The following is a 22,213-nucleotide window of genomic DNA, read 5'->3' on the forward strand; positions in this document are numbered from 1 at the left end:
ACACGTGTTTTATTCGTTTATAAATCCTAGAATCGACCGTATCCTAAGAAATGTTTTTTGTTGTATGAACTGTTAATATCACCGTACGCAATTCCTTTATCACTAGCATGAATCATTTGGCCATTACCAACGTAAATACCGATGTGAGATGGACCTGCTTTATAAGTACCTTGGAAGAATACTAAATCTCCAGGTTGTGGGCTACTTACTTTAGAAACTGAGTTCCAGTAACCGTTAACGTCTTGACGACCTACACCAAAGATGTAAGAAATGAATCCACTACAATCAAAACCACCTTTTGATGGAGATGCACTTCCCCAAACATATGGCATACCTAAGTATTGTTGTGCTTTACCAATTACGCCACCCGCATTTGAAGCTGGAGCTGGCTCTGGTTGTTTCTTCTCTTGTTTAGGTGTTTCTTGTTTAGGTGCTTCTTGTTTAGGCTCTTCTTTTTGAGCTTGTCCACCGTTGTTCGCTGGTGCAACTTGTTGAGCAGGCGCTTGCACTTCTTTAGCAGCTTGTTCTGCTTGTTTTTGAGCAGCGGCTTCTTGTGCAGCTTTTGCTTGTGCTTCCTGTTCAGCCATACGTTGTAATTGTAATGCTTGTTTTTCAAGCTCTTTCAATTGATCTTCCGTACTTGTCATCGTCGTTACAACTGTATCCATTTTACCACTTAAATCGTTTACTGCTGTTTCTTTTTTCGCTTTTTCAGCGTCAAGTTCTTTCTTAGCAGTTTCAATTTGAGCTTGTGCTTCTTTTAATTCTTTTTGTTTTTCTTTTACTGTTGCAACATCCTTTTTCACGTTCGCTTGATCTTCTTGTTGTGTTTTCATGATATCTTCGTCAGACTCAAGAATTTTAGAAACAGAAGTTAAACGATCAACTAAATCTGCAACGTTTTTAGAGTTTACAAGAACTTCTGTTACAACGTTCGTATTCGGCTGTTCTTGAAGCGCAACTAAACGTTTTCTTAATAACTCTTCACGTTTTGCAATTTTCGTTTGTAGTTCTGCAATGTCTTTATTTTTCTTTTCGATTAATTGCTCAGTATCAGCAACTTTTTTCGTTGTTTCATCAAGCTTTGAAGAATTTTCTTGAACAGACTTATCTAAACCTTGAATTGTTTTATTTAATTCGTTCATTTGTTTTTGTAATTCATCACGTTCTTGTTGTTGTTTATGTAAAGTGTCATTTTGTGTATTAATTTGTGATTTTACGTCAGAAATATTATCTTCTGCAAATGCATTTGGTGTTAATCCTGAAAACATTAACCCTGCAACTAATGCGCAAGACGCCATTTTTAGCTTTTTCATTTTATCTTTTACACCGCTTTCTTTTTCTTTTTTTCCGTATATAACCTATAAAATTTATACCATAATTCGGGTTTTTTTTTACCAATGTTACGCTTTTGTAAAACAAATGTAATATTATATGTGTATCTAGCGCAAAATACGTATATTTTTGTATGTATGTGTAGAATTTTTTAATTTTTCCTCAATGTTATAAACAAAGAAAAAACGCAAGGTGTCCCTTACGTTTTATTAAATATGCAAATGCAAATATAAATGAAATTGAAACGCTATTTCATCCATTTCTCAGCCCAATTTTGGACTTCATCCATAACACTTTCTAACGCTTTTCCTTTGTCAGTTAAGCCATATTCGATTCGAACTGGTACTTCTGGATAAACATTACGAACTACAATGCCTTCGCTTTCCAATTCCTTTAAACGCTCTGACAACATACGATCGCTCATATTCGGTATAATATCTGCGATTTCTCTAAAACGTTTTGGCTCTTCTAGCAAAGATTTAATGATTAAGCCAGTCCATTTTTTACTAAGCAAAGTAAAAGCTGACTCAAACTTTGGACATAAACAAGAATTATGCTCCATATGTTTCACCTCTCTTCTATTATAATATAGTTTCTTGTAAAAAGTAAGTTATAAAACTTTCCTCATATTTTATTTTACGTACATTTTATCATTTCCAAATATTAACTTGTCAACTATACGTAACATTTCCGTAAAAAAACCCTCTTCAAAAAGAGAGCCTTTTCTATCTTATTACTTCGTATACCATCCAAGACCAAGTGCACCTTCACCTAAATGCGTACCAATTACAGCACCAAAATAACCCGTGCGAATTGCGACATGAGGATATTTTGCTTCTAATTCTTGCTTCCATTCATTCGCTTCCTCTTCACGTTGCGCATGAATGATAACTGCTTCCATAGGTACACCTTTACTTGCTTGTTCATCAAAAATTTCAACGATACGTTTTAGCGCTTTTTTACGTGTACGAATCTTTTCAAATGGAATAATGACTTTCTCTCTAAAATATAAAACTGGCTTCACTTGTAGCAAGCTACCGATGAAAGCTTGCGCACTATTTAATCTTCCACCACGTTGTAAATGATGTAAATCATCCACTACAAAATATGCGTCCATCGTTTGCTTCATTTCATCAAAACGAGCGATAATTTCTTCTGGTGCTTTTCCTTCACTTGCTAATTTCGCGCCTTCACGTACATAAAATCCTTGTACTTCACAACTAATTTCAGAGTCATACGTATATACTTCAATACCCTCTACCATCTGTCCAGCTGTCGTTGCTGTTTGGTATGTACCACTAATTCCACTTGAAAGATGAATACTAATAACTGCATCATATTCTTTAGATAATTCTTCGTATAACTCTAAAAACTTTCCAATCGCTGGCTGCGAAGTTTTCGGAAGTTCTTCCTGCTCACGTACTTTTACATAAAAATCATCTACTGAAATTTCAGCTTCTTCTTGATAAGATTCTGTTCCAAATACAACGTTTAATGGAATCATATATATATTTAGTTCGTCACGAATATGCTTCGGTATATATGCTGTACTATCAGTAACAATAGCTGTTTTCATTCTCGTACCTGCCTTATAAAAAATTTTTATCCCCTAATTTTACACGAAAACTAAAAAAGGTGCATCCATACATAAAAATACCGGTTGAAAATTATACTCAGCATCTCGACAAATTACAACAAAAAGATAAAATACTCATCAAAAATTTCAGCTTATTTATAAAAAATGTTTGAATATAAAAACGCCCGCTTTTAAAATGTAAAGTACTAGTCATTTTGACAGATAGGGGCGTATACCATTGTTATTACAATATTTAACAATAAAAGACTATGGCGAACACGAAATTGTCATTCAAAAATCAAGATTTATTTGTTATGTAAATAGAGCTACAACTGAAGAAGAAGCGCAAGCGTTTATACAAAAAATAAAAAAACAGCATTGGAATGCAACACATAACTGTTCAGCGTATTTAATTGGCGAACAAGATCAAATTCAAAAAGCGAACGATGACGGTGAACCGAGCGGCACAGCTGGTGTACCTATGTTAGAGGTATTAAAAAAACGCGGTTTAAAAGATACTGTTGTTGTCGCTACACGCTATTTTGGTGGCATTAAACTCGGTGCAGGTGGATTAATTCGCGCATACGGAAAATGTACAAGCGAAGGTATTAATCACGTCGGCATTGTCGAACGAAAACTAGTGCGGGTTATACAAACCGAGATTGATTACACTTTACTTGGCAAGTTAGAAAATGAATTACGCCATTCAAAATATGTCATTAAAGATATACATTATTTAGAAAATGTCACATTCGATACGTTTGTAGAAGAAGATGGGAAACAAGCATTCACAGATTGGATGATTGAATTAACAAATGGGAAATGTACAATTACAGAAGGAGATATGTTGTACTTAGAGCAAGATCTTATCTAAGAATAATGAAATTATCACCTTTAAAGATTAATGTAGTGAAGAACTTCTCTACAATGAACTAAGGAGATTATATATGGAAGAACGTTATCATCATCTCCAAAATCGCAGAATAAAAAAGAAGCGAAGAAGAAAACTTTTCTACTTCTTTATTTTCGCATTTTTATTTGGCAGTGTAGGAGTCTATATATTAAATTCCTACACTTCTCTTATGGGGATGTATAGTGGATTTAGTCGTGAAAAATCAGATTTAAGAACTAAAGATGTAGAAATTACAAAGGAACCTTTTACAATCCTCATTATGGGTATAGAAGATTATGCAACAGATGGTCAAAATGGGCGTACAGACTCATTAATGTTTGCGACAGTCAATCCGAAAACTCAAAGGATTTCACTTATGAGTATTCCTCGAGATAGTCGCGTTCCAATTGTTGGAAAGGACAAAGAAGATAAGATTAACGCTGCGCATGCTTATGGTGGAGAACAAATGGCAATCAAAACTGTCGAAGGTTTTCTAAAAGTTCCTGTAGACCATTATATTAAAATTGATTTCCAAGGCTTTAAAGGTATCGTTGATGCTGTTGGCGGTGTTACCGTTGATGTCCCTTTCGATTTTTGGGAGCGCTCTGACGTGGATTACTACAAAAAAATCCAATTTAAGCAAGGGCAACAAAACTTAAACGGTGAAGAGGCACTCGCTTACGTCCGTATGCGAAAGCAGGATCCAAACGGCGATTATGGCCGAGCCGCTAGACAAAGACAATTGCTAGCCGCTGTTGCTCAAAAACTGAATTCTGCCTCTACTGTATTTAAAATTAAAGATTTAACGACTGTCGTTGGAAAATATATAAAAACCGACATTCCTATTTCAGACGGACTTGCTCTTTACAATAAACTTTCTGGTTTTGATCCTTCTACAATACAAACGTTAAAACTTGAAGGAGAAGACAAAAAAATAGGCGGTATTTATTACTTCCTTCCGGATCCAATCGGTGTAGAGACGGTACGTAATGAAATAGAAAAAGAACTAGGGGAAAAAGCAAAAACTCCAACAAATCCAAATACAAAAACCGATTCATCAAATCCTGACTCAAACTCTAACGAAAAAGCAAAGAAAGAAACAAACCCGAACAAAACATCAACTGAGCCGCCCCCTTCCACAAATGCTCATGCAGAGTGGATTATGAGAAATCAGGAATAACAAAAAGAGCCAAATCTTATACGATTTGGCTCTTTTTTATTTACTTATTAAAGTGTTGTAAAATTGATTCAACAATACGCTCTGATGCACGACCATCACCGTAAGGGTTAGATGCTTGCGCCATCTTATCATGAGCTTCTTTATCAGATAGTAACTCATCAGCAAGATTAAAGATTGTCTCTTCATCTGTTCCTGCTAATTTTAACGTACCTGCTTCAATACCTTCTGGGCGCTCTGTTGTATCACGTAGAACAAGAACTGGCACGCCAAGTGATGGTGCTTCTTCTTGAACACCGCCAGAATCAGTTAACATTAAGTATGAACGAGCTGCAACATTATGGAAATCAATTACATCTAGCGGCTCGATTAAATGAATACGGCTATGTTCTCCTAAAATATCATTTGCTGTTTCACGAACAACAGGGTTCATGTGAACAGGGTACACGACTTGCACATCTTCATGTTTATCAACAAGGCGCTTAATTGCACGGAACATATTACGCATTGGTTCACCTAAGTTTTCACGGCGATGCGCTGTCATCAGTACAAGGCGATCATTTCCAAGTTTCTCTAGTACCGGATGACTGTATGTTTCTTTTACAGTCGTTTTCAGTGCGTCAATCGCTGTATTTCCTGTTATGAAAATGCGTGACTCATCTTTATTTTCTCTCTGTAAGTTCGTTGCTGATTTCGCTGTCGGTGAGAAATGAAGGTCTGCCATTACACCTGTTAATTGACGATTCATCTCTTCTGGATATGGAGAATACTTATCCCATGTACGAAGTCCAGCTTCAACATGACCTACTGGAATTTGATTATAAAAAGCAGCTAAGCTAGCAATAAATGTTGTTGTTGTATCACCATGTACAAGGACGATATCAGGCTTTGCTTCTTTCATTACTTTGTCTAAACCTTCTAAACCGCGCGTTGTAATATCAATTAAAGTTTGACGATCTTTCATAATATTCAAATCGAAATCTGGCGTAATTCCAAAGATGCTTAATACTTGATCTAACATTTGACGATGTTGTGCTGTTACAGTCACAATTGATTCGATTTTTTCTGGATGCTTTTGCAACTCTAATACAAGAGGTGCCATTTTAATTGCTTCTGGACGTGTCCCGAAAATTGTCATTACTTTTAAACGTTCAGTCATTTTATTGCCTCTTTTCTCTCACTAGTTACAGTTTCTATTATGACGTATAAGAATAAACAAGGAACTTGCTCTTTTTATCGAATAGTAGCAACATGATTATTACAAACATTCTTTCGTCCCACTGAGTAGTAATCTATCCCTTGCTTTCTAGCATCCTCATTAGTATAACAATTTCTCCCATCAAATAGAATAGCCTCCCCCATAAGTTGTACATACTTTTCTAATGGATATGTTCGAATAGATTCCCATTCCGTTACGATAAAAACTGCACTCGCGCCTCTAATCGATTCATCTATACATTCAGCATATTGTATCGTCTTTCCAAATGTTTGTTGTACATGCTGAATTGCTTTCGGATCGTATACAACTACATCCGCACCTATATTAATCAATTCTTGTATGATAATAAGAGATGGTGCTTCTCTAATATCGTCTGTATTCGGTTTAAATGCTGCTCCAAGAACTGCAACCCGTTTCTTATTCATATTTATTACTTTTTTCGCTTTTTCAACTAATAACAACTGCTGCTTATTATTCACTTCAATGACCGCTTTTAACAAACGAAAATCATGAGAAACATTTCCTGCCATTTGTACAAGTGCTTTCGTATCTTTCGGAAAACACGATCCCCCATATCCAATGCCCGCCTGTAAAAAATGGGTACCAATTCTCTTATCCATCCCCATTCCTTTTGCTACATCTAATACATTTGCTCCTACCTTCTCACATATATTTGAAATTTCATTAATAAAGCTAATTTTTGTAGCCAAGAATGCATTAGACGCGTATTTAATCATCTCTGCACTCTTAATATCTGTAATATACGTTTGCAAGCATAATGCGCTGTACAAATCCTCTACTTTCCGTGCAACTTTCTCATCATCCGCTCCAATTACAATACGATCACCATGGAAGAAATCATAAATACCGGAACCTTCTCGTAAAAACTCTGGATTCGATACGACATGTAATTTGTGCCTCCCTTGTAACTTCGCCTCAATCCATCCCTGCATCGCTTCATTTGTACCTACAGGAACTGTACTTTTCGTAACAACAATAATATCGTTATGCACGTATGTCCCAATATCCTCACACGCACGCTTAATATACGTTAAATCAGCTCTCCCATTTGCTAATGATGGTGTTCCAACCGCAATAAATATAAATTCAGCATTTTTAAAAGCTTTTAATTTACTTGTTGTAAAAGTTAACTTTGCACACTTATACGCATCATGTATTAATTCATGTAAGCCACATTCATAAATAGGTAAATCCCCTTGTTTTATCCGTTCAATTTTTTCATAATCTATATCAAAACATGTGACCGAATGTCCCAGTTTTGCCAAACCTACTCCTGTAATTAATCCAACATATCCAGTTCCAATTATCGTAATTTTCATTTCCCCTTCGCACAGGAATATACAATAGAAAATATACGAATACATAGAATTCCCCTGTGCTTCCTCCTCTCATATTAAAAATGAGAAAACATTTTACTTCTCTATTATATGAATTACCTTTTCCATACTTTTTTAAGTTTTTGTAAAATTACATAAGAGAATATAAATTACCATATTTTAACACGAGACTTACTCATTTCTACGTGTAACACTTATAATACTGAAATAAAAATACTCACTATAGGAGAGGCGCGAAAATGGTCTATTATAAATACCAACAAACGCAACCTTCTTAAATGAGCTAACATTCCATATACAATTGTCATATCTTCTATTCACTTCCACTTACTACAAAAAGAAAAAAAGATTGAATTCTAATCTTTTTGTGATACCATATGTTATGAGCCTGCAAATAAACATCATAATTTTCAGATAAATAAACTAAAAAATTATGTTAGACTATAAAAAGGTGGGGTATTAATGGACTCACAAGTGATTTATGCCATTTTGGCATCTTTCATCACTGTACTCGTCGTTACTCCTTTAGTTATTAAATTAGCTTTTAAAATAGGAGCAACAGATAAGCCAAATGCGCGTAAAGTACACCAAAAGATTATGCCTCGTCTTGGCGGATTAGCAATATTTATCGGTGTAGCTGTAGGATTTGTTGTTGGCGGGTTATATGAACAAAGAATGTTATCGATAACATTAGGTGCGATTATCATTGTAATCATCGGGATTTTAGATGATATGTACGAACTATCTGCGAAGGTAAAATTCGGTGGACAACTATTAGTTGCAGCTATGATTGTAAAAAGTGGATTATTAGTGCAAGTATTATATATTCCAATCCTCGGGGATACTGAACTTGGATGGCTTGCTTATCCAATTACAGTGTTTTGGATTGTAGGTATTACAAATGCAATCAACTTAATTGACGGATTAGATGGATTGTCCGCTGGAATTTCATCTATCGTACTTGCAACGCTGGCATATATGGCCTTCACTAGCCCATGGGGTACTGGAACAGCTATCATTTTGCCTCTAGCACTAATTGCACTTGCAAGTACACTTGGATTTTTATTCTATAACTTCCATCCAGCAAAAATTTTCATGGGAGATACAGGAGCACTATTTTTAGGATACTGTATTTCTGTCATATCGTTACTTGGATTATACAAAAGTGTAACGTTATTCAGCTTCATCGTTCCAGTTATCATTTTAGGTGTACCTGTATTTGATACGGCATTCGCAATTATCCGCCGTATCGTAAATAAAAAACCTATTTCAGCACCAGATAAATCGCATTTACATCACCGTTTGCTTGCAATGGGATTCTCTCATCGTAAAACGGTACTAATTATATACGCATTCGGTATCTTCTTTAGTGTAAATGCCATTATTTTCACTAGTGCAACATTATGGTTATCCATTATTCTTCTTTTCATTTTAATCTTCTTCACAGAAATCATTGCTGAAATAATCGGCCTTGTACACGAACGTTACAAACCAATTATTTCCTTCTATAAAAAAATGAAAAAACGCGAAGACTAATTGTAGTATAGCCTTTACAATTATGAAATATTCAAATAGCATCCTCTTTCTTTGAAGAGGATGCTATTTTTTATTTTTTTACTCCTTATTTGACATTTCCAAAATATAGATTGTTTGAGAGTCCCTTTATTGGAGAAAGATATACATAATAAAAAAAGTATCAAATTTTATTTTTTACATCTTGATTGTCAAACTGAGGGTGAATGTTATGATCAAGCGAGTATTTCAATGTATCATTTTATTTTTCACAATTACTATATACACGTCATCTAATCCTGAAGCAACTACAATTATTCCTGCTGAACATCATCCAAATGCTGAAACGACCTCTCCTACACAAAAGATTGCGTATTTAACATTTGATGACGGACCAAACAAATATACGATGCAAATTTTAAACATTTTAAAAGAAAAGAATGGAAAAGCAACCTTCTTTGTTATTGGCGGAAAAGTACCGCATTACCAAAAGACGATGCAGCGATTAATTAAAGACGGACATTATATTGGACTTCATAGTATGTCACACGATGTAAAACGCCTTTATACTGGCGATCCTTCCACTTTAATTACAGAAATGGAACAAACTCAAAACATTGTCCAGCAAGTTACAAAATTAAATACACACCTCGTCCGCGTTCCATACGGTAGCATGCCTTACTTAAAAAAAAATTATCGTGATGCTCTTGTATCAGCTCGATATAAAATGTGGGATTGGACAATTGATACATATGATTGGAAAAGCTATGACAATCCTTCTGCCATACTAGAAAGAGTACGTAATCAAAGTGATGAACAAGTCGAAGTTATTTTAATGCATGATTCAAGTGTCACTGTACAAATACTGCCAAAAGTAATCGATTATTTACAGTCACAAGGATACAAACTTCTTCCTTATAATCCCTCTTCCCATCTCGAAGTTAATTTTTGGAAAGACACAAGATTGTAACAGCTTTAGTGCCTATATGCTAAAGCTGTTTTATTTTTCTCTTCCCACCCTTCTCATTTTTGTGTAAAATTTTAAATAGTGATGAAGTTTCGAGGTGAATAGAAATGAAACGAATAGATCTCATTTTTAACGCAATACAAGAAGGAAATTATACAGAAGGTATAACCGCATTAGAACTCGCTACCCTGTTGCAACTAGATCGTGCCAATGTAAGTAGCGATTTAAACAAACTTGTAAAAGATAAACGTTTATTAAAAACAAATACGCGCCCTGTTCGTTTTTATATAGAAACGAACACTTCGTTGGAAACGCATTCAAAAGACGTGACTTCACTAGATACATTTGCAATTGAAAATACGAGCCTTAAAATCGCAATTGAAAAGGCGAAAGCTTCTATTCTCTATCCTCCAAACGGTATGCATACTTTACTGCTAGGAGAAACAGGAGTCGGAAAATCTATGTTTGCTTCTTTAATGCACGAATATGCAATTGAAGTTGAGCAGCTTCCAAAAAAGGCACCATTTATCGTCTTTAACTGTGCTGATTATGCAAACAATCCACAGCTACTACTTGGACAGTTATTTGGGATCAAAAAAGGAGCTTACACAGGTGCGAATGATCAAAAAGGGTTAATTGAAAAAGCACATGAAGGAATTCTTTTCTTAGATGAAGTACACCGCCTTCCTCCAGAAGGACAGGAAATGCTCTTCACTTTTATTGACCGCGGAGTATATCGCCGCCTAGGAGAAACAGAAAACGAGCGTAAAGCACAAGTATTAATCATTACTGCAACAACAGAAGAACCAAATTCATTTTTATTAAAAACATTTACAAGACGTATACCGATGACTGTCACGCTTCCACCACTTCGTGAGCGTACACATAAAGAACGCTTTGCTTTACTACAACTATTTTTCACAAATGAAGCAATTCGGCTAAGGAAAGAAATTCACGTTAGCCCGAACGCAATGCGTGCTTTCGTCTTTTACAATTGTCCCAATAACATCGGTCAATTAAAAACAGATGTACAAATCGCCTGTGCGAAAGCTTATTCTGATTTTGTAACAAAGAAACGTGATTCTGTCTATGTTTCAAGTACAGATTTACCTTGGTATATGAAAGAAGGGCTATTTATTGAAAGAAAGAGCCGTCATCTATACCAAATACCAAATGAAACATTTGTATTTACGGGAGATGAAGGTTGGAGTAAACATAAAGCAGAAGATGAAAAACGGTCTTCTATTTACGACTATATTGATTATAAATATGAAGAACTTCAAGCACGCGGTATTGAAGAGGAAGAATTAGAATTACTAATAGAAAATGATATTCAAAGCTTTTTCGTACAATATTTTAACCAAATGTCCAAAAAGACAAGTCATGAAAATGTTTTTAAAATTGTTGATCGTAACATCGTTTCCGTATGTGAAAAAATTGCGGAGCTCGCTGAAAAACATTTATCTAAGACGTTTGATGAAAAAGTCTTTCTCGCATTAAGTTTACATGTACAGACAACTCTACAACGTTTACAAAGCGGGAAGCAAATTCATCACCCACAATTGAATCAAATTCGTACGAAATATAAAGAAGCTTTTTCCGTAGCTATGCAATGCATTCAACTACTGGAAGAAGAATTACAAATAACCATGCCCATGGATGAAGCTGGCTTCTTAACAATGTTCTTCGTTGTTGATCCAATTCCTGCTTCCCAAACAGAAGTAAAAGTATTAATATTAGCGCACGGTAATGGCATCGCAACAGAAATGGCAAACGTTGCAAATGAACTCCTCGGTATTGATGAATTGACCGGTATTGATATGCCGCTACATGAATCACCGAAAGATTTTTTAGAACGGGTTAAAGTGTATATGAAAACACTTCAAAATGTAAACGGGCTTCTCTTACTTGTTGATATGGGGTCTCTTGCCTATATCGGTGATATATTAGAAACTGAATTCAAAATTCCTGTACGTGTCCTTTCCATGACAAGTACTCCACACGCACTAGAAGCAGCTCGAAAAGCTCAGCTCGGCTATTCATTAGATGCACTATATGAAACAGTAAAGAACTTAACGCCGTTCTATTTAAACGTACAAGAAGAAAAGAAAAAGCCACTATCACCAATGAAGTCTGTTATTTTAACAGCTTGTTTAACTGGTGAAGGAAGTGCCTTAGCTATTCAAAAAATGTTAGAGAACTATTTACGATTTGATAAAGACTTAATTGAGATTATTCCAATTAGTATCGTCCATGAAAAAGATTTAACGAAAATGATTGAGAACATAAAAAAAGAGCGTAATATCATTTGTATCGTTACAAATTTCGATGTGCAAGTTCCATGTTTAACATATCATTTCCAAGATATTGTGAACTACACAGCGATTCAGCCAATTCAAGAATTAATTACGTATGAAGAAACATATGCGAAAATGGCCGATATTCTTGAACAACAAATGCAGCGTAACGACGGGGCATTACTAATTAAAACAATTCGTTACGCACTAAATACAATTCAAGAATTAATTTCCTTGCAGCTAACTCCTGATAGCTTAATGGGTGTTATTTTGCATATGAGCTGTATGGTTGATCGTCTTCAAAAAGGAGAAAAACTTCTTCCTCATCCTGATAAAGAAAAAAGAAGACAAGATGAGTACTGGATGTATATGAAAGTGAAAAAAGCATTACAACCAATTGAAAATACATTTGAAATACAAATACCAGATGATGAAGTATTTTATATCATGGACTTCTTTATTAAAAATCAGCCTGTTAAAAGTTAAACAAGTAACCTTTAGCGACACTCCTTCGAATAAAGTGAAGGCTTTTACGGGCAGTTAATGCAGGATAAATTTATATCGACGATTTTCAAAATATATGAATGTATCGTCAATACACATCATCCTATCTAATTCGAAAAGGCTGTTCCAATTTTTTGGAGCAGCCTTTTCATTTACTTCTTTACCTTTCTAATCCGCCCTCTTATTTCTCCTTTTTTATGTGATTTCGTATGAATATTTACATATACATTAGCTTGAATAATTTCTTGGAGAAAATGAACAAGGGATTTTCCTTGTAAAGGCCCTTCGAATTCCTCCACATTTACGGCACCAGTAATGCTTCCCTCATTCAAACTAATCCCTTGCTCTAGCGGACCGTATAAATAGAAAACAACGGGACCAATTTGACTGGACTTCCCTAAATGAATTTGACACGATGTGACCTTTTCTATATTTTTTAATATTACCCTGTAATGCAACTTCGTTAAATCATCACTAAAAATAAACTCTGCTACCCCAAAAGCTTCTGTATTTACAGGAGGCAATTCCCTCTTCCCTGTTAACCTAGCAAAAAAGTGTGTTGTCATAGGGCATTCTCCTTATATCAATTTCCCAGCACTTCTTTTACTACTTTATGGTTTACACATAATCATTTATGACTTTTTCAACTTTTAATTACGAAGAAAAGATTCACAAAATCTTTACATAAGAATCATTTCTTTTGCTTTACCGCCTCTTGTATAATGCACATAGAAAAAACTTTCTAGGAGGTTACTTTGAAAAATAACAACTATTCTTTTCGATTATTAGTCGAGATTTTTCTCGTCTCATTTAAATTAGGACTTACTTCATTCGGCGGTCCTGTCGCTCATCTTGGTTATTTTCATCATGAATACGTGCAAAAAAGAAAATGGATGGATGAAAAAAGTTACGGAGACTTAGTAGCACTGTGTCAATTCCTTCCTGGTCCCGCTAGTAGTCAAGTCGGTATGGGCGTTGGATTATTAAGGGGCGGGCTATTAGGAGCAATTATCTCTTGGATTGGTTTCACCCTTCCCTCTGTTCTCGTTTTAGTCTTTTTTGCTTCATTCCTTAATCAATTCGAAATTGGAAGTACAGGATGGATTCATGGACTCAAACTTGTAGCAGTCGCAATTGTCGCTCATGCAATATGGGGAATGGCTCAAAAGCTAACTCCGGACCGAAACCGTGCAACAATCGCCATTGTAACTGCCGCGATTGCCTTGTTATGGCCAAGTAGCTGGACACAAATCATTCTCATTTTACTTTCAGGGCTGATCGGCTGGCTTTTATATAAAACTCCTCAAAACGCCCAAGTCTATAAAATACAAATTTCTATTTCAAAAACGATGGCTAGTTCTTGTCTCATTTTATTTTTCGGACTATTACTATTGCTACCAATACTGCGACCGCTCTCTCCTCATATCGCATTATTTGATAGCTTTTACCGTTCTGGTTCTCTCGTATTTGGCGGAGGGCACGTCGTACTCCCTCTTCTTGAAAGTGAGTTTGTACAGAACGGGCTGATGACAAAAGAACAATTTTTAGCTGGATACGGATTAACACAAGCGGTGCCAGGACCTCTCTTTACATTTGCTTCTTATATAGGGGCAGTGCTAAACGGAACCACTGGAGCAGTAATCGCAACAATCGCTATCTTCCTTCCTGCCTTTTTGCTCGTTATTGGTGTTTTACCATTTTGGGACAGTGTAAGAAAGGTACCCGCTATACAAGGCGCATTACTCGGTGTTAACGCCGCAGTTGTCGGTATTTTAATTGCCGCTTTTTACGATCCAATTTGGACGAGTACAATTATGAATGCTTCAGATTTTGTCTTTGCATCTCTTCTTTTTGGCTTACTAACTTTTTGGAAAACACCGCCTTGGATTATCGTTATACTTGGGGCTTTTGGTGGATATGTTATATCTATTTTATAAATATAAAAAACGACGGCCACTTAGCCGTCGTTTTCCTATTAAAACTTCACAAGCTCTATTCCTTCAGGTAACTCACTCTCCGTTAAAATACGCAATTCTTTCACACGATCCATTACGTAAGAAGAACGTTTCACAAGCTCTGGATCAATATACGCTGGATGTACCATAATTTCTATCGTTTGTTTATCCTTCACTCTCCCTTTTAACTTGGAAAAGTAATCTTCCGTCACACCATCCGCGTAAAAACCGCTATAAAACACATCAGAAAATGGGCGCACTGCTCTATCTTCCTCACAACGACGAATCGGAACGTTATATTTACTTGCTAACATCTCAAGAACATCGTGTAAAACCTTTAATCCATGCACATGATGATGACTATCTAAATGAGTTGGTGTTAATCCGTAAGATAAAAATTTCTCAATTTGAGCAGTCCATTCTCTCTCAACTTCTTCAGGATTTATATTCCCTTCCCTTACAACACGTTGTTTATGGAACTCCCCATCTTTCCCTACAAGGGATGGTACATCCTTTAAAAGTGGTTCCCCTGCCGTTAATACGAGATGCACTCCTACTCCTAACGTTTTATAATCTTTCGCTAAGCGTACGGCATGCTCTGTTCCCGGCATATTCATCATCATTGTCGTTGAGTTTACAAGTCCATTTATATGTCCATCAATAATACCGTAATTTGTACCTTCTGTAAGACCGAAATCATCTGCATTTACAATCAACTTAATCATCATAATACCTCCTAATAGAATAAAAAAAGCGGGCTAAATAGCGCCGCTTTTTACTTCTCTACCTTTTTAAAGAACTGTGGAAGATATTCTTTATGTGCTTCCAACATTTCATCTAAAATTTGCTTTGCAACTTTATCTGACGGTACAAGTGGATTAATTGTCATAGCAAGCAGCGCCTTATGATAATCCCCTGTAACAGCAGCTTCAATTGTTGTGCGCTCAAATGATTTAATTTGCTGTACTAAACCGCGAACTGGTACTGGAAGATCTCCGACCGCAATTGGTTTTGGACCTTCTTTCGTAATAATACAGTTCACTTCAACAGCAGAATCATGTGGTAAACTTGCAATTGTTCCGTTGTTTCTTGTATTAACAGGCTGGATATCACCTTTATTATTGTAAATAGACGTAATTAAGCTACATGCTGCATCACTGTAATAAGCTCCGCCACGTTTTTCTAATTGTGGTGGCTTAATATCTAAATTCGGGTCTTTATATAACTCGAATAAATCATCTTCTAATTGTTTTACTACTTCTGCACGTGTACCTTTTTCAATTGAAGCTTCTTTCTCTTCTTCTAACATTTCACGTGTTTTGTAGTAATAACGATGATATGGACATGGAATTGCGCGAAGACCGCGAATAAAGTCTGGCTCCCAATTAAGAGCAGCGATATTTTCCATCGTAATTTGCTTTTCTGGATCTGTTACAAGCTCTAACACTCGATCCATTACACTTACGCCATCTAAGTATACGTCTAATCCGTATACCATATGGTTTAAACCTGCGAAATCAACATGTACACGACTTGCATCTACTTCAAGTAATCTCGCAAGACCCATGCGAATTCCGATTGGAACGTTACATAGACCAACTACTCTTTGAACATTTGTATAGCGAAGGACAGCTTCTGTTACCATACCAGCTGGGTTAGCAAAGTTAATTAACCATGCATTTGGACAAAGTTCCTCCATATCTTTACAAATATCTAAAATAACAGGAATCGTTCTCAGCGCTTTAAATAAACCACCAGGACCATTCGTTTCCTGACCGATTACATCATATTTTAACGGAATTGCTTCATCTTTTGCACGTGCTTCTAATAAACCGACGCGAAGCTGTGTTGTTACGAAGTCAGCACCTTTTAATGCCTCGCGGCGATCAAGTGTTAAATGCACTTCGATTGGTAAACCTGATTTTTTCACCATACGTTTCGCTAAGTTACCAACGATTTCTAACTTTTCTTTTCCTGCCTCAATATCTACTAACCAAATTTCACGAACAGGAAGCTCATCATAACGTTTAATAAATCCCTCAATTAACTCTGGTGTATAACTAGATCCACCGCCGATTGTAGCAATTTTAATTCCAGTCATGCTTTATTCCCCTTTCGCTTCTAACTTTTTATAAAGGTCAATAAATTCTGCTGCTAATTCTTTTACTGTAATTGCATTCATTAAATGATCTTGTGCGTGAATTAAAAGAACACTAATCTCTGTTTTTTCTCCTCTTGCTTCTGATTGTATGAGCTCTGTTTGGAAATGATGCGCTTCATTAATCGCTTCTTTCGCCTTTACCATCGCTTCATCAGCCTCTGCCATTTTCCCCTGTTTGGCAAATTGAAGTGCTTCCATTGCAAAGCTTCGTGCATTACCACTATTTAAAATTAATTGGAATGGAATTTGTTCTGCTGTAGTCATCATAATTACCGCCCTCTCTATTATGGTTCAACCGATTTAAATACCCCTTCAGTTTGAACATTTCTATTAAATTATTATTTTATTAATGATAGTTTGGTGTTCTTGTAGATGGGTCTCATCTTTCTGAACATGATATAAAGGTAATTGTTCTGACGAGCTATACAAACTCGTCAGAACAACACTTTTTAAAGTGATACTGAATTGTCGTTTCCTTTTGTTTCAGCTTTCGCAGCTTGTACATACGTACGGTCACACATTAATACGAATGGATAGTAAATAACTACCGCGATTGCAAAGTTTACAAGCTGTAGTACAGCACCAGCAATACTTCCGCCCGCTACAAGATAACCACTAAAGATTGGTGGCATTGTCCATGGAACTAAAGCAACTGTTTTTGGTACCCATCCTAAAGAAATTGCTGTATAAGAAGTAATTACTAATACAACTGGTGTAAGTACGAATGGAATGATTAACGCTGGGTTTAGTACAATTGGTGTACCGAAAATAACTGGTTCGTTAATATTGAAGAAACCAGGACCGATAGATACACGGCCTACACCACGAAGTTGCGCACTTTTTGCAACAAGCATTACCGCTACTAAGAATGCTAATGTTGCACCTGATCCACCGATGTATACGTATACATCAAAGAATGGCTTTGTGAAAATGTGCGGTACATCATATGCAGACATACCATCGTTAAATAATTTAATGTTCTTTTCTAGTGCTGGCAAATAGATTGGGTCGATAATACCACCGATAATATTAGGACCATGTAATCCGAAGAACCATAATACGTGAATAAGTAATGCGATAATAATTGCACTTGGTAACGTACCTGCTAAACCTTGTAATGGTAATTGAATTGTTTCAAATACGATTTTATGAATACTTGTTCCCGCTAATTTCACAGCTAATTGAATACTTGCTGTTGCGATTAAAATAACGAATGCTGGAACTAATGCTGCGAATGATTTCATTACTGCTGGTGGAACACCATCTGGCATCTTAATTGTAATATCCCTTTGAACAAAGAACCTGAATACCTCCGTTACAAGAAGAGCTACAATGATAGAAACGAATAAACCTTGTGATCCTGTCCAAGCTAAATCAATACCGCCTTCTTTTGGCGTTGTCGGAGATATAATAATTAATGCACCGAATGTAATAATTGCTGCTGACAACGCATCTACACCGTAAGATTTCGCTAAATTATAACTTATCCCAACTGCGGCTATGAGAGCTAATATTGCAAAGGACCCTGTCCACATACCACCGCCGATATCTTTCCAAACATCCCCAAATGCACCCTTCATAAGTTTTTGGAATGCATCAACTGGTAGATTATTTATAAGTACTGCAAACGATCCAACTAAAATAAGAGGCATAACTGCGATAAAACCATCACGGATTGCAACTAAATGACGCTGCGATCCGATTCTTCCTGCGACTGGAACTAAATATTTCTCCATAAATGCAATAAATTTTTGCATTTCGCTTCCCCCCTAATTATTTTTTAAGTGTTAGTGCGTGATCTAAAACTGCTTCTCCATTCATCATGCCGTAGTGCATTGGATTAATAACATCAATTCCAACGTTCTTCTCATCAGCAAGCGTTTTCATTGAAGAGAGCATGTAACGAACTTGTGGTCCTAATAATAGTACATCTGCTTGATCGATATTGTTTTTTACTGCATCCCCAGATACAGCCCAAATCTTTCCTTCTAAACCGCGAGCTTTTGCAGCCGCTTCCATTTTTGTAACTAGTAAACTTGTAGACATCCCTGCTGAGCAACATAATAAAATATTCATTTGAAAATCCCCCTTGTGTAGTGTAAAAAGTTTATGTTATTTATTTTTCTTTACGATATTTATTAATGCAATTATCGTGCCAACTTTTTAAAACCACTAAAATCAGCGCTTTTTCGAGCATTTTCTTTGTGTGTTAACGCTTTCAATTAGTGTGTCCCCCAAAAAAACACACAGTGTGTTATAAAACAACACACTTTTAACACATAACTGTATGAAAATAGATTAGTGTTTAGTTGTCTAGTTGTATTTAAAATAAAAAAACACTAAAAAAATTTTTCAGCTTGAAAATCCAGTAAAAAAATAAACCTCTCTTGAACACACTCTTCTATCTATTGTCCAAGCAAACTCTACTAAATTACATAGAATAAAATAAAATAACACAATTCGAAAGGGGATTCCTATGCCAAAACATAGAAAACAAAGCAAAATAAAGATTTATAGAATAACAAGCTATAAAAAAGACGAGCGCTCTGAATTAGACTCTGACAAATTTGAACTAGAACAGCAGGAAATAGAAAATAAGCAGGACAAGCACGACAAACAGGACAAACAAGACAAACAGGACAAACAAGACAAACAGGACAAACAGGACAAACAGGACAAACAAGACAAACAGGACAAACAGGACAAACAGGACAAACAAGACAAACAGGACAAACAAGACAAACAAGACAAACAAGACAAACAGGACAAACAGGACAAACAGGACAAACAAGATAAACCAGGTAAACCAGGTAAACCAGGTAAACCAGATAAGCACGACAAACAGGACAAACAGGACAAACAGGACAAACAGGACAAACAGGACAAACAGGACAAACAGGACAAACAGGACAAACAGGACAAACAAGACAAACAGGACAAACAGGACAAACAGGACAAACAGGACAAACAAGACAAACAGGACAAACAGGACAAACAGGACAAACAGGACAAACAGGACAAACAGGACAAACAGGACAAACAGGACAAACAGGACAAACAGGACAAACAGGACAAACAGGACAAACAGGACAAACAGGACAAACAGGACAAACAGGACAAACAGGACAAACAGGACAAACAGGACAAACAGGACAAACAGGACAAACAGGACAAACAGGACAAACAGGACAAACAGGACAAACAGGACAAACAGGACAAACAGGACAAACAGGACAAACAGGACAAACAGGACAAACAGGACAAACAGGACAAACAGGACAAACAGGACAAACAGGACAAACAGGACAAACAGGACAAACAGGACAAACAGGACAAACAGGACAAACAGGACAAACAGGACAAACAGGACAAACAGGACAAACAGGACAAACAGGACAAACAGGACAAACAGGACAAACAGGACAAACAGGACAAACAGGACAAACAGGACAAACAGGACAAACAGGACAAACAGGACAAACAGGACAAACAGGACAAACAAGTACAATCGGAAAATGTAGTCATAGTACCCACAGATTCACACAGCTTAGATATATGGGATGAAATTTCTCTAAAAGAAATACAAGCTGGGGAACACACAAATTTATTTGAAGAAAAAAGTAATTATCAAAATATTAATTTAGTACAAGTCAGCGATGTTCGCCTCTATTTGGACAAACAACTACAATTTAGTTCCGTTGATGAACAAATTTATCATGAAGCACTTGTGCATCCGATTATGTCAAAGGTAATTGATCCAAAACGTGTTCTCATATTAGGCGGTGGCGATGGTCTTGCCTTACGAGAGGTATTGAAATATGAAACAGTGCTACATGTAGACCTTGTTGATCTAGACGAGGCAATGATTAATATGGCGCGTAACGTTCCTGAATTAGTTTCTTTGAACAAAAGCGCATTTTTTGATAATCGTGTGAATGCACACGTATGCGATGCAAAAGAGTTTTTGAATTCTCCTTCCTCTTTATACGATGTAATCATCATTGATTTCCCTGATCCAGCGACAGAGTTATTAAGTACTTTATATACAAGCGAACTTTTTGCTCGTATAGCTACATTCTTAACAGAAGATGGTGCTTTCGTCTGCCAATCTAATTCACCTGCTGATGCACCTCTTGTATATTGGAGTATCGGTAATACAATTGAAAATGCCGGCTTAATTGTAAAAAGCTATCATATAATTGTTCCTTCTTTCGGAACTGACTGGGGATTTCATATTGCAGCTAATTCTGCCTATGTACTCGATCAAATTGAGCAATTATACGTAGTACCAACTCCTCGAACATTACCTTCTCTTCTTTTTCCTTTATTTCAATTTAAAGAAGAACATTTAGATCACCGTAATCTCGTTCTTCTAAACTCAGAATCCAATCTTATCCTACATCAATGTTACAAAAAGGAAATGGAGTTTTGACGATATTATAGTAAGGAGTGCTAACCTATGGAATATTCTACTTTCGGTAAACATATAATAGTAGATTTGTGGGGAGTGGATTTTTCCCTCTTAGATGATATTCACTTTTTAGAACGCCATTTAGTTGTCGCTGCCGACCATTCTGGCGCACATGTTTTAAATGTAAGTACAAAAGAATTCCATCCTTATGGCGTTACAGTATTAGTGTTACTATCAGAGAGCCATCTTTCTATTCACACTTATCCAGAAAAAAACTTTGCAGCAATTGATTGCTATACATGCGGTACAACTGTTGAACCACAAATGGCGATTGATTATATCGTAAATATATTAAAACCGGAGCAGATACAAATAAAAAAATTGATTCGTGGTATAGGAGAAATTGTTACTATCGATTAACTATTTCTCTTACTCATCCGTAAAAAGGAGGATTGCAACTACCATCAGTGGGATGAACACCCACTGATGGTGCGGGCAAATACATAAAAAAAACCTTGCATACGCAAGGTTCATTCATTCACTGACATCTTCCTATATAACTCTACAAATTCACTCGCTAATTCCTTTACTGTAATCGCATTCATTAAATGATCTTGCGCGTGCACCATCAGTAAGGTAACCTCTGTCTTTTCGCCACCAGCCTCTTTTTGTATAAGCTCCGTTTGTACACGATGCGCCTCTTTTAATTCTTCTAGTGCTTCTTGTAATTTGGCTTCCGCTTCTGTAAACGCCCCACGCTTCGCGCAATCAATTGCTTCCATTGAACAACTTCTTGCATTTCCCCCATGCAAGATTAGATGAAAAGCTTTCGTCTCTATCGTATCCATT

Annotated in this window: 18 protein-coding genes and 3 pseudogenes; 9 read left to right on the forward strand and 12 right to left on the reverse strand. The window is 36.2% G+C overall.

The window, feature by feature from the left end; all coding sequences use genetic code 11:
* Positions 1 to 26 precede the first annotated feature (26 nt).
* The 3 genes and pseudogenes from F0362_RS25565 to F0362_RS25575 all read right to left on the reverse strand — a co-directional run bounded on the left by F0362_RS25565 (position 27) and on the right by F0362_RS25575 (position 2,911).
* Positions 27 to 1,422 (reverse strand): annotated as a pseudogene (locus F0362_RS25565) (NlpC/P60 family protein).
* Positions 1,423 to 1,582: 160 nt separating this feature from the next.
* Positions 1,583 to 1,897, reverse strand: coding sequence for a winged helix-turn-helix transcriptional regulator (locus F0362_RS25570; RefSeq protein ID WP_000400852.1), 315 nt, complete (start codon positions 1,895 to 1,897; stop codon positions 1,583 to 1,585).
* 171 nt (positions 1,898 to 2,068) lie between these two features.
* Complete coding sequence (locus F0362_RS25575) at positions 2,069 to 2,911, reverse strand: DegV family protein (protein ID WP_053446248.1); 843 nt, start codon at positions 2,909 to 2,911, stop codon at positions 2,069 to 2,071.
* A 238-nt stretch (positions 2,912 to 3,149) separates the two neighbouring features.
* On the opposite strand from F0362_RS25575, the gene F0362_RS25580 reads away from it, so the two are divergent.
* Positions 3,150 to 3,785 (forward strand): YigZ family protein, encoded by a 636-nt coding sequence (locus F0362_RS25580; RefSeq protein ID WP_053446249.1) that lies wholly within the window; start codon positions 3,150 to 3,152, stop codon positions 3,783 to 3,785.
* A gap of 73 nt (positions 3,786 to 3,858) precedes the next feature.
* The gene (locus F0362_RS25585; RefSeq protein WP_000392748.1) at positions 3,859 to 4,983 is read left to right on the forward strand and encodes an LCP family protein; all 1,125 of its coding nucleotides are present in this window, start codon (positions 3,859 to 3,861) and stop codon (positions 4,981 to 4,983) included.
* 40 nt (positions 4,984 to 5,023) lie between these two features.
* Here F0362_RS25585 and wecB read toward each other — a convergent pair whose 3' ends face one another.
* Both wecB and F0362_RS25595 read right to left on the reverse strand, forming a co-directional pair.
* A complete protein-coding gene (gene wecB, locus F0362_RS25590; RefSeq protein ID WP_000140136.1) occupies positions 5,024 to 6,139 on the reverse strand; it encodes a non-hydrolyzing UDP-N-acetylglucosamine 2-epimerase in 1,116 nt (371 codons plus the stop codon).
* 74 nt (positions 6,140 to 6,213) lie between these two features.
* A complete protein-coding gene (locus F0362_RS25595) occupies positions 6,214 to 7,584 on the reverse strand; it encodes a UDP-glucose dehydrogenase family protein (protein WP_000287620.1) in 1,371 nt (456 codons plus the stop codon).
* Positions 7,585 to 8,019: 435 nt separating this feature from the next.
* On the opposite strand from F0362_RS25595, the gene F0362_RS25600 reads away from it, so the two are divergent.
* The 3 genes from F0362_RS25600 (at position 8,020) to F0362_RS25610 (ending at position 12,819) form a co-directional block, all read left to right on the forward strand.
* A complete protein-coding gene (locus tag F0362_RS25600; RefSeq protein ID WP_000378305.1) occupies positions 8,020 to 9,093 on the forward strand; it encodes a glycosyltransferase family 4 protein in 1,074 nt (357 codons plus the stop codon).
* A gap of 208 nt (positions 9,094 to 9,301) precedes the next feature.
* Positions 9,302 to 10,039 carry a polysaccharide deacetylase family protein gene (locus F0362_RS25605; protein ID WP_000597144.1) on the forward strand — a complete coding sequence of 246 codons (738 nt, stop codon included), beginning with the start codon at positions 9,302 to 9,304 and terminating at the stop codon, positions 10,037 to 10,039.
* A gap of 104 nt (positions 10,040 to 10,143) precedes the next feature.
* On the forward strand, positions 10,144 to 12,819 hold the full coding sequence (locus F0362_RS25610) for a sigma-54-dependent transcriptional regulator (protein ID WP_000820945.1): 2,676 nt from the start codon (positions 10,144 to 10,146) through the stop codon (positions 12,817 to 12,819).
* A 170-nt stretch (positions 12,820 to 12,989) separates the two neighbouring features.
* Here the strand turns inward: F0362_RS25610 and exsM are convergent, their stop codons facing one another.
* A complete protein-coding gene (gene exsM, locus F0362_RS25615) occupies positions 12,990 to 13,403 on the reverse strand; it encodes an exosporium regulatory protein ExsM (RefSeq protein ID WP_000207040.1) in 414 nt (137 codons plus the stop codon).
* Between the two features lie 189 nt (positions 13,404 to 13,592).
* Between exsM and F0362_RS25620 the strand changes: the two genes are divergently transcribed.
* The gene (locus tag F0362_RS25620) at positions 13,593 to 14,774 is read left to right on the forward strand and encodes a chromate transporter (protein ID WP_000794690.1); all 1,182 of its coding nucleotides are present in this window, start codon (positions 13,593 to 13,595) and stop codon (positions 14,772 to 14,774) included.
* A gap of 38 nt (positions 14,775 to 14,812) precedes the next feature.
* Here F0362_RS25620 and chbG read toward each other — a convergent pair whose 3' ends face one another.
* The 5 genes from chbG to F0362_RS25645 form a co-directional block, all read right to left on the reverse strand.
* Positions 14,813 to 15,517, reverse strand: a complete 705-nt coding sequence (gene chbG, locus F0362_RS25625; protein ID WP_149890025.1) for a chitin disaccharide deacetylase — start codon at positions 15,515 to 15,517, stop codon at positions 14,813 to 14,815.
* A gap of 50 nt (positions 15,518 to 15,567) precedes the next feature.
* On the reverse strand, positions 15,568 to 16,893 hold the full coding sequence (celF, locus tag F0362_RS25630) for a 6-phospho-beta-glucosidase (RefSeq protein ID WP_000145770.1): 1,326 nt from the start codon (positions 16,891 to 16,893) through the stop codon (positions 15,568 to 15,570).
* Between the two features lie 3 nt (positions 16,894 to 16,896).
* Entirely contained in the window at positions 16,897 to 17,220 is a 324-nt protein-coding gene (locus F0362_RS25635; RefSeq protein ID WP_000989050.1) for a PTS lactose/cellobiose transporter subunit IIA, read from the reverse strand.
* Positions 17,221 to 17,402: 182 nt separating this feature from the next.
* The gene (gene celB, locus F0362_RS25640) at positions 17,403 to 18,710 is read right to left on the reverse strand and encodes a PTS cellobiose transporter subunit IIC (protein WP_001168852.1); all 1,308 of its coding nucleotides are present in this window, start codon (positions 18,708 to 18,710) and stop codon (positions 17,403 to 17,405) included.
* Positions 18,711 to 18,726: 16 nt separating this feature from the next.
* Positions 18,727 to 19,029 carry a PTS sugar transporter subunit IIB gene (locus F0362_RS25645; protein ID WP_001023563.1) on the reverse strand — a complete coding sequence of 101 codons (303 nt, stop codon included), beginning with the start codon at positions 19,027 to 19,029 and terminating at the stop codon, positions 18,727 to 18,729.
* A 400-nt stretch (positions 19,030 to 19,429) separates the two neighbouring features.
* Here F0362_RS25645 and F0362_RS31460 point away from each other — a divergent pair.
* The 3 genes and pseudogenes from F0362_RS31460 to speD all read left to right on the forward strand — a co-directional run.
* Positions 19,430 to 19,750, forward strand: a pseudogene (locus F0362_RS31460) (spermidine synthase); the annotation flags it as partial.
* Between the two features lie 483 nt (positions 19,751 to 20,233).
* Positions 20,234 to 21,385: pseudogene (locus F0362_RS25655) on the forward strand (polyamine aminopropyltransferase); the annotation flags it as partial.
* A gap of 27 nt (positions 21,386 to 21,412) precedes the next feature.
* Positions 21,413 to 21,784, forward strand: coding sequence for an adenosylmethionine decarboxylase (gene speD / locus F0362_RS25660; protein ID WP_000456812.1), 372 nt, complete (start codon positions 21,413 to 21,415; stop codon positions 21,782 to 21,784).
* 110 nt (positions 21,785 to 21,894) lie between these two features.
* Here the strand turns inward: speD and F0362_RS25665 are convergent, their stop codons facing one another.
* Entirely contained in the window at positions 21,895 to 22,212 is a 318-nt protein-coding gene (locus F0362_RS25665; protein WP_000379629.1) for a PTS sugar transporter subunit IIA, read from the reverse strand.
* Position 22,213: the final 1 nt, after the last annotated feature.

It is taken from the genome of Bacillus sp. BS98, assembly GCF_008432245.1.
Classification (GTDB): Bacteria; Bacillota; Bacilli; order Bacillales; family Bacillaceae_G; genus Bacillus_A; species Bacillus_A toyonensis.